We start from the raw sequence: 11,573 nt of genomic DNA, 5'->3' as shown, positions 1-11,573 counted from the left end.
ACATACATCAATAAGTCTCTCCTATATATTCTTTCGCTACTCTAAATAAAACAATATAAATAAGACAAGACAGGTAGGAGAACCATCGTATGGTTATTTTCACAGCGGATTCGCTAGCATTGATGCTGGATTTATTAAAACAGGCAGATTTCAAAACGAACCATTTCTATTTTAACAATGGTCATCAGCAAGATCAGGTTGTCGGGTTAGACATCCAATATGAGGACTTTGAATGCAATGGCTCTTTTCAGCGCTTAGAGACCCGTTATCGCTTAAAGCTAACCAATGGTGAACGAGTTGAATTTTGGTTCAACCGTGGTCAAATGAAGATCAACACGATTAAAGCATCACAACCAATGACTGACATTGGTACCCCAACTCAAATTTCGCAATACAACTTCTAATTTTCTCTCTGCTTCATGCAAAAAAGCCGAACCCCATCGCCAAGGGTTCGGCTTTTTAATAGGCTTCTCACTGATCATTGGTACGTAAAACTTAACTTTCTTGAAGCCTGTCTAGGTCAATAGACATGACAAAGGTAGCGAGTCGATTGCCAGTATGTAAATCATCATTAGTGTAGGTCTGAAGCTCGTCGCAAGGTTTAAGTTTTTGGCTTAATGTTTGTACATGATGCTTAGACGGGTAATACATTCCTTTCTCGAAATAATCTAATTCAAACTTCTTAGTCTCATCTCTTCCTGATTCCGTTTTCACTGTTCCGTATGACCATTTAGAGATGGTCGTAACCGACTATGGCTATTTGGACGAGAACGTGAATCTACACTTGGCTCTGTTCCAGTCTTTCGTTGTGACGCGGTAACTACTTAGTAAAACGCTTACCCCTCCATAGACACGCATAGATGTAACTTGAAGATCATTTACATCGATTCTACTGCTTTAGATTTTATTTCTTCATACCCCTAATCCGATTGTTTTTTGATGTCGCCTTATTTTAAGGCGGGAATTTGTGTCTCGATCAAATTTTGTTCGCAAGCGCTTACTGTTCTCTAATCGCCCGGTATTCAAAAGTTAAGTTCTGAAAATTTGTTGTGACGCTGTCTCTTTTAGATTTTCACAGCATAAATCACTACCCAAATTATTCGCAAAAAATCGGTCTGTAATTAAATTACACAATGGTTGCTTGACATTGTTCGTTATGGAGATTTATTCTTTCGCAACTCATTGAAATATAAACTATTTACTTTGTTTTTGTGTAATTGCCATACATTCGCCCCAACCTGGGTGTGTGATGGTTAATATAAATTAGTAAAATTTTACTAATTCACTACTCTAGTGGTAACGGTTGTTTTACACTTGCTTTTGGTGACGTGGTCACGTCGAATTTTAATTGATTGGCGGGGCTATTGCTGCGGGAGGATTTGATTTTCGATAGATACAAAAAAGCAGGGTCATTGCCCTGCTCTTAGGAATTTTCTTAGCTTTGTTGCTTTGCTGCGTATTCGGCTCGAATCTGCTCTGCAACAATCTTGATTGCTTCTGCTGTGCTCGTCCCTTTCGTCATCAATTCTTGGATGCGCTCAACAGCTTGTTGTTGTTCTTCGTGGGATAGAGGTGGTAAATCGTCAAACATAAAAAAGCTCCTCATTGTGAGGAGCTGACTATAACGATTCGCTTAGTAGGTCGCAAGGAAATTAATTGAAGCCCCCATTGCGTCTTCGTTAGTGTACTGTGCGGCGATATCTACTTCGATTAGATTTAACGGTGACAGTCCGATACCTGCAGTAATTGTGCCTTCGTCATCCGAACGCGCTAGGTTTTTCATGTAACCGCCACGCAGAGCTAGTTGACGCAGTACATCGATTTCGAAACCGGCACGAATCATTTGAGTGTTGTCATCGAACGTAGAGAACTTTTTCTCTTCATTCAAATCGTAGTCAACGCTGAAGCTAAAGTAGTCCGCTACGTAGCCTGCACCCACAGTGTAAAGCGGACGCATGCTGTACTCATATGAATTGATGTTGTAATTATTTCCGCCCTGAGTGAACGTAAACGCTTTTGTTTTTACATCACGACCAATCAAGTTTTTAGCTGAAATACCTAATCGGTAAGGACCGAAGAACCACAATGCACCGGCATCTAGGTTAAACATGGTTTCTGCGGTTTCATTTTCGCGAAGATCTTTGGTATCGAAAGACGCAAAACTTGTAGCGTATGAGTAAGTGTATATACGCTGCAGTTTTGGAGTGATACCAAAGGACAAGTGTTGATTCATGAAGTTAGCGTATTTCGCTAAAGAGATCCCCGCCTCTGCTACACCGATTGAAACGCCTCGAACATAGTTTTTGTCGATGTCCGTAACGTCGTTAACTTCCGGTTGAACAAAGGATTCTGTGTAGAGCTTTCCGTAAGCGGTCGCAGATAGGAATTTGTTAGGGATACCAACAGCAACAACACCACCGATATCGAAATCCATTTTTTGACCGTTGATGCCGTTAAGACCTTTTGCGATCTCTGCTGGATCTGTAAGTTTGCCAATTCTTTCGATTTCATCAATCAGACCGTTTTGGTCGTTATAATTGATACCAAAACTTGGCACGATCATGCCTGCATCATCGTTACGACGATAGATTGCGGTCAGTGCTGGGTTAAAGAATGGCGCGGTTAGGTAAGAGGCAGATACAGTGCCCACTCCACCCATCGCATCACTGCGTGCTTCAATTGCGTAAGTTGCAGCAGAAGCAGCGCCGGAGAACAGCGCTGCAGTCATGGTGGTGGCTAAAATTTTGAATTGTGTCTTCATACTACACTTGTGTTTTCGTTCTTCCTGAACTTATATCGGCACAAATGTAATTTCTTTAGCTATTCTTCGAGAGAAACATCATAGGTTCGGCTAATAGTTTGAGCTTGCTCAACAATAATGTCACCTTGCCAACGACGACTGTTGATACTTACAGCTAAAACATAGCGATCATTTGGTATTCCCTCTAACTCTAATGAGTTTGGATAGTTCGACTCATACGTTTTTTTCCACACTTGTTCATACTGGCCTTCAACGTAATCGTAAAGTCCGACTTCAAGTTGTGGTAGAGGACAATGTGGGTTGCGTAGCGCGCTCTTTTCTACTTTCCAATTTTCTTTGGAGGTCCAACGAACATATTGTGAAGAATTTGAATCACCTAATATGACCCAAGTTCTGTAAGTGCGTTTGTCTTTTGTCGTCACAGATAGGTGGTATAAGCCAGCGTCTAGTTTACCCGTAAGGTTATAGCGCTTGAGGAAGTTACGTTCGTTGGCTAATTCCGTCCCTTGTTGTGGCTCTTCGTAGTTAAAAGAACTATCCGCCGAGATTGAGCTATCAACCCAACGACGAAAAGAAATGTCATCGATGTCGGTTGTTGCACGTAGCTTAACGACTAAGCGATAGGTATCACGCCCGGGGCTTTGTATGGTTTGACGGATAACGTTAATCCCGCTTATCCACTCCGGTAGAGTCACTCCCGTTAAAGATTTTCCACAGTCTTTTGATAGTGATTGAGCAAGCAAGTCATTAAGGTGTGGTCTTAGTTCTTTATTAGGTTCACTTTGCCAAAGTTCGACAAGAGAGTTGAACATGCCACCGAGGTCATCTTCTAAAAGATGTTGGTGTGCTTGTGTCAGCGGTGTGTTGGATTGAAACCAGTCCGTTGCATGGACTGGTTTCACTAACAGTAATGATAGAACTACAGGAAGTAGTGTTTTCATTCTTGTTCTTACGCTTTCATCTTGTAACCAACGCCGCGAAGCGTTTCGATTTCAAGACCTGGTAACTTCTGGCGAAGCTGCAGTACGTGTGTGTCTACAGTACGTGTGGTTGGGAAATGGTTGTAACCCCATACATGGTCAAGTAGCTCATCACGAGTAAAGACACGACCTAGGTTTGATGCTAAGAACAATAACAAGTCAAACTCGGTACGAGTCAAAGTGATCATCTCCCCTTTGAAAACGACTTCGCGTGTTGCACGGTCGATTTCTAGATCTTTAGTCATGACTTTATCGGCATTACCTTGTTCTGCTGAATCTGGTGCACGCAACTGTGCACGAATACGTGCAAATAGCTCCGCTTCAGCAAACGGTTTTGTTAAGTAATCGTTCGCGCCAGAGTCAAGACCCGCAACTTTATCTTTAACTGTCACCAGTGCAGTCAGCAGAATAACTGGGACATCTTTAATTTTTTTCCATTCAGGAAGTGATTGTACCGAATCACCATCAGGCAGTTGGCGATCGAGAATGACTAAGTCAGCCTTTTTCCATTGTGGCTCAACGTCTGAAATACGCTCCACATGTAAACACTCATATCCTGCTTGTTCCAGGCTTACTAACAGGCCGTCAGCCAAGTTTTTATCGTCCTCAACGAGAAGCAGTGTCTGTTTCACAAGGTATCTCCAATATAAAGGTTGTAGGTGGTCCCATTAGGGACATTTTTCCGCCCATGCGGCCTACCATTGATTCAACTATTGTTAATCCAAGCCCTAGTCCGCTCTTACTAACAAACGGTTTTCTTAGGTTTGCCCAATCTTTTGCAGTCAAGCTGCCGGCATCTATGACTTGGATAATGATTTTTTCTGCACTGGTTTCAACACGAAGTTCTACCGGTGCTTCGCCATACTTCAATGCGTTACGCAGCAAGTTATCGATACAGGTCCCGAGCCAATACACGTTAACTTTAGCAGCTACATCTTCATTAATTTTGAAAAGTACAGCGTTATCAAATTCTTCTTCAATCTTATATTCTAGCCATTCTGCAACGGATGGAACCCAGTCTGTTGCAAGCATTTGGTTATCAGATTGCAAATAATCTTTACTTGCTTCTGCTAACTGGCGTAATCGGCGCGTATCTTCACACAATCGACGGAATTCATCGTAGACACTTTCCGGAAGGTGTTCAAACTCTCGACGAAACCCTTCTACAGTTAGCGACAATGATGCGATCGGCGTTCTCAGTTCGTGCGTTAAAATTTGCAGAACCAACATACGGCTGCGCATTTCTTCACGCTTGCTATTCCAACGATATACCGCCCAACCGATCACCAACAAAATGTTGGCGATGACGAGGATGATCATACTGATCCGCAACACTTGCGAGTGATCTTCCACATCCCAACAAATGTTGCCACGTTTTACGAAGCAGCTTCGGCTTTCTGATGCTAAACCGTAAGACAGACCGGCGTTTGCAACGTTCTCCTGCCATACGTTTTTAGCGAATACAAAATAATGGTCGCCACGGCGAAGCCACAGTTCTTTGCCTTCAATGAACATACTTGCGCCAGCGATGAGTGCATTAATTGCATCGTCATCCATGTTTTGCAGGCTAGAAAGCAGTTCATCCCCTTCATCATTACTTCTCTCTTTGATATGCATGTACTGAGCAAGTTTGTTACGTAGCTCAGGATACTTTTCCGCATAACGCGCTGCGTATGTACCACCACCTGGGTGGATCAGACCGCTTCGAGAAAACCAACGTGGTGTAAGTTGCGTCCCTTTACATATGGCACGCGTAAACACCAAAGGTTCAGTAATTAAAGGGCTTAACGGTAATTTTCCGCGACATGTGTTCGCCAAACGGTACAACTGCTGGATGTCTTTCAGCGGGTAATCTGCGGTTTGTGGCAGCATTGAATCCGGAGAAAGCAACTTAGTTGGGTAGTTAGATTGCAGTATGCGTATATCATACGATTTAAGAGCCACTTCATAATTAAATAGCTCTGTAAATGTATCTATTCGTTCTGGTAATGAATCTGCAAATGCGGGTGCCGAAAAAAGTGGCAGCATTAGAGCAGAACGGAGCAAAAACTGTTTAATCAAACTGTTACCGTTACTTGTTATATTAGCCAGAACTATACATCAATAAACAAGCAAATGACATTAGACGGCTTAAGGATTTGCAGTACTATAACATTGAAAGAGCACAAAAAAAGGCCAGCGAATGCTGACCTTGATTAGTTTTAAAGCAACTTATTTTAAAGTGCTTTGAAAATCGCCTCGACACTTTCTTTCGCATCACCGAATAGCATTGAGGTGTTTTCTTTAAAGAACAATGGGTTCTGAACACCTGCATAGCCAGTATTCATTGAACGCTTGAATACGACTACGTTTTGCGCGTTCCAAACTTCCAATACAGGCATACCTGCAATTGGGCTATTTGGATCTTCTAGTGCTGCTGGGTTAACTGTATCGTTCGCGCCGATAACAAGAACCGTATCTGTTTCTGGGAAGTCATCGTTGATCTCGTCCATTTCTAGCACGATATCGTAAGGAACTTTAGCTTCCGCTAGCAGTACGTTCATGTGGCCAGGTAGGCGACCCGCTACTGGGTGAATACCAAAGCGAACTTCGATTCCTTGAGCGCGTAGGGTTTCAGTAATCTCGTGAACAGGGTATTGCGCTTGAGCTACTGCCATACCGTATCCCGGAGTGATGATCACTGATTTTGAGTTCTTCAGCATTTCTGCAACTTCTTCAGCAGACGTTTCACGATGCTCGCCCTGCTCTTCATCACTGGAAATCACAACTTCTTGACCAAAGCCGCCTGCAATTACACTCACGAATGAGCGGTTCATTGCTTTACACATGATGTAAGACAGGATGGCGCCTGAAGAACCAACCAGTGCACCAGTCACGATCAGAAGATCGTTTGCTAGCATGAAACCAGCCGCTGCTGCTGCCCAACCTGAGTATGAGTTCAGCATTGAAACGACTACTGGCATATCTGCACCACCGATTGATGCAACCAAATGGTAGCCGAATGCAAACGCTATCAGCGTCATGATGATCAATGCGAACATGCTGCCGTCGGCTTTTACGAAGTAAATCATAAGAAGCGTAGAAACGACGATCGCCGCAAGGTTCATTTTGTGCTTGTGAGGCAAGTTAAGTGGCGATGATGAGATGATGCCACGCAGTTTACCAAACGCTACGATAGAACCGGTAAAGGTCACTGCACCGATGAATACACCAAGGAATACTTCAACAAGGTGAATCACATGTTCAGCGTGCATACCGGCAAGGTCAGTTGAAACTGGTGCTGGTGGCTCTAAGTAGCTGTTAAAGCCAACAAGTACTGCTGCCATACCTACAAAGCTGTGTAGAATCGCAACCAGTTCTGGCATTTCAGTCATTTCTACTTTCTTCGCGTAGTGGATACCGATACCACCACCGATCACCATTGCAATAATGATCCACGCAAAACCTTCCGCATTTGGGCTGAAGATCGTCGCGATAAGCGCGATCGCCATACCCGCAATACCGTAGTAGTTACCGTTTCTTGCCGATTCTTGTTTAGAAAGTCCCGCGAGACTCAAGATGAAAAATAGCGCAGCAATGATGTATGCCGCTTGTACTAATCCTGCAGACATTGGTTACTCCTATTATTTATCTTTGCGGAACATTTCAAGCATACGTTTGGTCACGGTAAAGCCACCAAAGATGTTAATGCTTGCAATGAGAACAGCAATGAATGATAGGAAGGTAACAACGCCATTACCCTGACCGATTTGTAGCAGTGCACCTACTACGATAATGCCCGAAATCGCGTTCGTTACAGACATTAGAGGAGTATGCAGAGCATGTGTTACGTTCCACACTACGTAGTAACCTACCACACACGCCAACACAAACACGGTGAAGTGAGACAGGAAAGCTGCTGGAGCGACAGACGCTACCCACGCAAACGCACCAACGCCTACTGCCAGTGCACCAAACTTCTTAACCGGAGACGTTGGTTCTTCAACTTTAGGTTGTGGCTTAACAGGTTCTTGTGGTTTAGCTTGTGGCTGCGCAGACACCTGAATCGGTGGCGCAGGCCAAGTAACCTCGCCTTCTTTCACTACAGTGACACCGCGAAGAACAACATCTTCAAAATCAATGTTGATGTTGCCATCTTTCTCTTTGCACAGCAGCTTTAGAAGGTTTACAAGGTTGGTGGCGTATAGCTGAGAAGATTGCGTTGGCAGTCGACCTACCATATCGGTGTAACCAACGATTTTCACGCCGTTAGCCGTTGTGATGACTTGATCTTTTACAGTGTATTCACAGTTACCGCCGTTTGCTGCTGCAAGGTCAACGATAACGCTACCGGCTTTCATACTATCCACCATCTCTTTGGTGATTAGCGTCGGAGCCGGTCTACCTGGAATTAGTGCGGTGGTGATGATGATATCAACGTCTTTAGCTTGCTCTGCGTACAGCTCAGCCGCTTTTTTGTTGAACTCATCTGACATTTCTTTCGCGTAGCCGTCGCCTGAGCCCGAGTCTTCTTTGAAGTCTACAGTCAGGAACTCTGCACCCATCGATTCAACTTGCTCTTTTACTTCAGGACGAACGTCAAAAGAACGAACGATAGCACCAAGACTACCAGCAGCGCCGATCGCCGCAAGACCCGCAACACCGGCACCTGCAACCAACACTTTCGCTGGTGGAACTTTACCTGCTGCCGTAATTTGACCAGTAAAGAATCGACCAAACTCATGTGCAGCTTCAACCACGGCACGATAGCCGGCAATATTCGCCATAGAAGAAAGTGCGTCTAATGCTTGCGCACGAGAGATACGAGGAACGGCGTCCATTGCCAGAACGTTAATGTTCTTGCTAGAAAGTTGTTCCATTAACTCTGCATTTTGAGCAGGCCAGATGAAGCTTACTAGTGTTGCGCCATCTTGTAGTAATGCGATTTCGTCGATGCCTTTCTCTTCATCCACGAGCGGCGCATTGACTTTAAGGATTAAGCCTGATGTCCATACTTCTTCACTAGATACAATTTTCGCCCCTGCGGCTTCATAAGCTGCATCGTCGAAACTGGCTAGCACCCCCGCTTGAGATTCGATAGCGACATCGAACCCCAACTTAATTAACTGCTCAACCGACTTTGGTGATGCAGCTACTCGCGATTCACCTGCGAGTATTTCTCTAGGTACACCGATTTGCAAAACGCATACTCCTTGTATACATATCAATAATTAGTCCCAAAACAGAGCGTAGCTCTACTCTAATTCTTTTTTATTTCTATCTGTTTACGACGCAAGATAAATGCAAACGAATGATGGTGTTTGGGGTCACCCACTTGCATAGTCACATCTTGACTAACAGCCCTGTTATTATTCTGTTTTTATCTAACGTCAATCGTGACTTCAAGTGTTTTGTAATAAAAATACTAAATTTCATTACATATAACGCCACGGAATGAATAATTCTCCACTTCGCGCTGAAAAATAACAACGATTAGCATGACTAAGCAGAGGTCTAACCAGACACACTCTAACTGCTTATTTAACAGATATTTAAGCCTAAAAAAGAAAGAGAGCCATCAGCATATACACTAATGGCTCTCTTTAAGATGATTCGTATCAAGTTGCAGTGAATTCTTAATCGAAGATCTTTTCACCCATTTGGTCAATAAACATCTGCGATTTTTTGAGCATCAGTTCATTGGCGTCTTGCTCTGAACCCAATAAATCAGAACGGATAAAACGATGTGACTTCACTTCGCCATCAAAGTCTTTTTCGATACGTCCAGCAATACGGTACTGACCGCCTTCTGAAAGGCTTTCTTGATAGATTAGGTACCCTTTGTACTCAACTGGTTCAACCGTTTTTACTTCAGCAGCTTTTTCACTGCCACCGAACAAGCGTGAAAAGAATCCCACGGTTCCTCCTTGGGGATGCCCACTATCTGTACCTTCTCTTAGATACTAATGAACATCGATTATTTTATGTTGACGTTGAGGATCGGTTTTTCGAACCAATCCAGTTCTTTGTCTTCATCATAACTGGTATGGGACAAAATTACAGGCACATCATTGTTACGATTTTTGCGTCTGTCTTCTAGGATCATTGCCGCTGCATTTTGGACTGCGATATCAACACTTTGCTTAAACTGAGCCAGCTTTCGCTCAGGAAGTGCAGAAAGAAAATCGATGTCGTGTCGAATATAAACCGGTTTTAACTGTATGAGCGCGAGGCAGGCAATATCGGCGAGCTGCTCATTGTCAAACTCATCGATATACTGCTCTGAAGCAAGCACCTGTCCTACCAAAGTTTCCATGTAATTGTGTACGTCTGAACTGATCTGCATCGATTTTCTCCTTTGTTCAACACTTTGAAAGTATAGCACCCACAAGTTACATGCAACTTGTTGATTGCTCTTAATTTAATCAACCTCTCTCTTTTTGTAAGCATTGACTGTAAAATGCTTGGAAATTTCCTAAATACACGTATTCTTGTTAGTTTTGAAAGCATGTGAATTTATACTGTTCACACACGGTATTAATTGAATGCTTAATGTAACTCATTAGATATATTCAACTATTTGAAGGTAATTTGTAGTAGATGGCTTCATCTTTAATGACCTCCCCAGGCTTTAGGTTTCTATTCCCAATTTTGTTATTGGGTATGGTCAGCGTGGGTATGGATAGCATTATTCAGATGACTCAGTCGAACTGGGGAATCGCTGCAAACTTGCCGTATATTTTGCTCGGCTGTGCACTACTAATGTGTTACTCGTTCAAGCAAGGTCGCGAGTCCATGGTGTGTATCGCTATGCTCCTCGCTTATTTTGTGATTCAGCACCGCTTACAGGTACCACTTCAAACTGGCACAGCTCTTTTAGAGCTTACCATCCTCGCAAGTTTGCTTCCTGTGTCTTTCTTAGCTGTTTTTCTCTTCAATAAAGAAGGCTTCGATTCACGAGCAACCCTAACGTACATGTTGATGTTGATCCTGTTTGTGTTTTGGTCTTACGTAACATTGACGTATTACGTCGAAGGCGGCTTTGAACAGTGGACTAATGGTATCTTGTTTATCGTACCGAGTATCTCCAAGCTTCCTTTGGTCTTGGTGCTTTACTGCATTGGCATTGTTTGTTTTCTTGGAATCCTGGTGCTTAAGAAGAACAAGATCATCCATGCAATGACCTATTCTGCAATGGTTCTGGCATCAGCAACGTTTATTTTCTTCGATGTTCAATACATATCTAGCACCATGTTCACGCTAACTGGATTGTTGATCATCATCTACTCAACATCAGCAAGTCATCAACTAGCATTTACTGACAGCCTGACGCTCATCCCAAGCCGCCGCGCATTAGATTTAGACTTAAAACATATGGGGCGAAAGTTCACCATTGCGATGCTCGATGTGGATCATTTTAAGAAATTCAATGACACCTATGGGCATGATACTGGTGATGATGTATTGAAGATGGTGGCTTCTCGCCTAATGAAAACCCAGGGCGGCGCCAAGGTATACCGCTTTGGTGGAGAAGAGTTCACGATCGTTTTCAAAGGCAAGTACACCGAAGATTGCGAAACGCATGTGGAAGAAGTTCGCGAACTGATTGCACAATATGAAATGATTCTACGTGATCAAGACAACCGTCCTGAAGATAACAAACAAGGTCGTAAAAAACGTGGTAATACCGATCCGAAGAAGAAAACCGTGTCAGTAACGGCAAGTTTTGGTGTGGCAGACAGCCGCAGTGCTCGCAATCCTGCTGATGTTATTAAGTTAGCGGATGACGCCTTGTACAAGGCGAAAAAAGCAGGCAGAAACTGCGTTAGGTTCTGCCACGCTTAATCCGTATT

At 43.4% G+C, this 11,573-nt stretch carries 11 protein-coding genes; 2 read left to right on the top strand and 9 right to left on the bottom strand.

What is annotated here, in order from left to right; translation table 11 throughout:
* The first annotated feature begins 89 nt into the window (after positions 1-89).
* On the top strand, positions 90-404 hold the full coding sequence (locus tag QMY49_RS24280) for a hypothetical protein (protein ID WP_005451803.1): 315 nt from the start codon (positions 90-92) through the stop codon (positions 402-404).
* A gap of 1,031 nt (positions 405-1,435) precedes the next feature.
* Here QMY49_RS24280 and QMY49_RS24275 read toward each other — a convergent pair.
* The 9 genes from QMY49_RS24275 to QMY49_RS24235 form a co-directional block, all read right to left on the bottom strand.
* Complete coding sequence (locus tag QMY49_RS24275; protein ID WP_005446846.1) at positions 1,436-1,591, bottom strand: YoaH family protein; 156 nt, start codon at positions 1,589-1,591, stop codon at positions 1,436-1,438.
* A 42-nt stretch (positions 1,592-1,633) separates the two neighbouring features.
* Positions 1,634-2,761 carry a conjugal transfer protein TraF gene (locus QMY49_RS24270; RefSeq protein ID WP_005446848.1) on the bottom strand — a complete coding sequence of 376 codons (1,128 nt, stop codon included), beginning with the start codon at positions 2,759-2,761 and terminating at the stop codon, positions 1,634-1,636.
* A 59-nt stretch (positions 2,762-2,820) separates the two neighbouring features.
* Positions 2,821-3,702, bottom strand: a complete 882-nt coding sequence (locus tag QMY49_RS24265) for a DUF2861 family protein (RefSeq protein WP_005446850.1) — start codon at positions 3,700-3,702, stop codon at positions 2,821-2,823.
* Positions 3,703-3,710: 8 nt separating this feature from the next.
* Positions 3,711-4,373, bottom strand: a complete 663-nt coding sequence (gene vxrB / locus QMY49_RS24260) for a response regulator transcription factor VxrB (protein WP_005446851.1) — start codon at positions 4,371-4,373, stop codon at positions 3,711-3,713.
* A complete protein-coding gene (gene vxrA / locus QMY49_RS24255; protein WP_301182665.1) occupies positions 4,348-5,769 on the bottom strand; it encodes a sensor histidine kinase VxrA in 1,422 nt (473 codons plus the stop codon). The genes vxrB and vxrA overlap by 26 nt, the downstream gene beginning before the upstream one ends.
* Before the next feature lie 188 nt (positions 5,770-5,957).
* A complete protein-coding gene (gene pntB / locus QMY49_RS24250; RefSeq protein WP_005446861.1) occupies positions 5,958-7,352 on the bottom strand; it encodes a Re/Si-specific NAD(P)(+) transhydrogenase subunit beta in 1,395 nt (464 codons plus the stop codon).
* A 12-nt stretch (positions 7,353-7,364) separates the two neighbouring features.
* Positions 7,365-8,921: a Re/Si-specific NAD(P)(+) transhydrogenase subunit alpha gene (locus QMY49_RS24245; protein WP_009696668.1), complete on the bottom strand. Its 1,557-nt coding sequence runs from the start codon at positions 8,919-8,921 to the stop codon at positions 7,365-7,367.
* A gap of 435 nt (positions 8,922-9,356) precedes the next feature.
* Positions 9,357-9,638, bottom strand: a complete 282-nt coding sequence (locus QMY49_RS24240) for an HlyU family transcriptional regulator (RefSeq protein WP_005446863.1) — start codon at positions 9,636-9,638, stop codon at positions 9,357-9,359.
* A 59-nt stretch (positions 9,639-9,697) separates the two neighbouring features.
* A complete protein-coding gene (locus QMY49_RS24235) occupies positions 9,698-10,066 on the bottom strand; it encodes a late competence development ComFB family protein (protein WP_005446871.1) in 369 nt (122 codons plus the stop codon).
* 254 nt (positions 10,067-10,320) lie between these two features.
* Here QMY49_RS24235 and QMY49_RS24230 point away from each other — a divergent pair, with 254 nt between their 5' ends.
* The gene (locus QMY49_RS24230) at positions 10,321-11,565 is read left to right on the top strand and encodes a GGDEF domain-containing protein (RefSeq protein WP_009696667.1); all 1,245 of its coding nucleotides are present in this window, start codon (positions 10,321-10,323) and stop codon (positions 11,563-11,565) included.
* Positions 11,566-11,573: the final 8 nt, after the last annotated feature.

This window comes from Vibrio harveyi (assembly GCF_030060435.1).
In the GTDB taxonomy this organism is placed as follows: Bacteria; Pseudomonadota; Gammaproteobacteria; order Enterobacterales; family Vibrionaceae; genus Vibrio; species Vibrio harveyi.
Note: the sequence above shows the minus strand (reverse complement) of the source record. Positions and strands in the feature narration are given on the sequence as shown.

Coding starts and splice junctions, on each gene's coding strand:
- QMY49_RS24280 (WP_005451803.1), top strand. CDS start 90: ATGGTTATTTTCACAGCGGATTCGCTAGCATTGATGCTGGATTTATTA.
- QMY49_RS24275 (WP_005446846.1), bottom strand. CDS start 1,591: ATGTTTGACGATTTACCACCTCTATCCCACGAAGAACAACAACAAGCT.
- QMY49_RS24270 (WP_005446848.1), bottom strand. CDS start 2,761: ATGAAGACACAATTCAAAATTTTAGCCACCACCATGACTGCAGCGCTG.
- QMY49_RS24265 (WP_005446850.1), bottom strand. CDS start 3,702: ATGAAAACACTACTTCCTGTAGTTCTATCATTACTGTTAGTGAAACCA.
- vxrA (WP_301182665.1), bottom strand. CDS start 5,769: ATGCTGCCACTTTTTTCGGCACCCGCATTTGCAGATTCATTACCAGAA.
- pntB (WP_005446861.1), bottom strand. CDS start 7,352: ATGTCTGCAGGATTAGTACAAGCGGCATACATCATTGCTGCGCTATTT.
- QMY49_RS24235 (WP_005446871.1), bottom strand. CDS start 10,066: ATGCAGATCAGTTCAGACGTACACAATTACATGGAAACTTTGGTAGGA.
- QMY49_RS24230 (WP_009696667.1), top strand. CDS start 10,321: ATGGCTTCATCTTTAATGACCTCCCCAGGCTTTAGGTTTCTATTCCCA.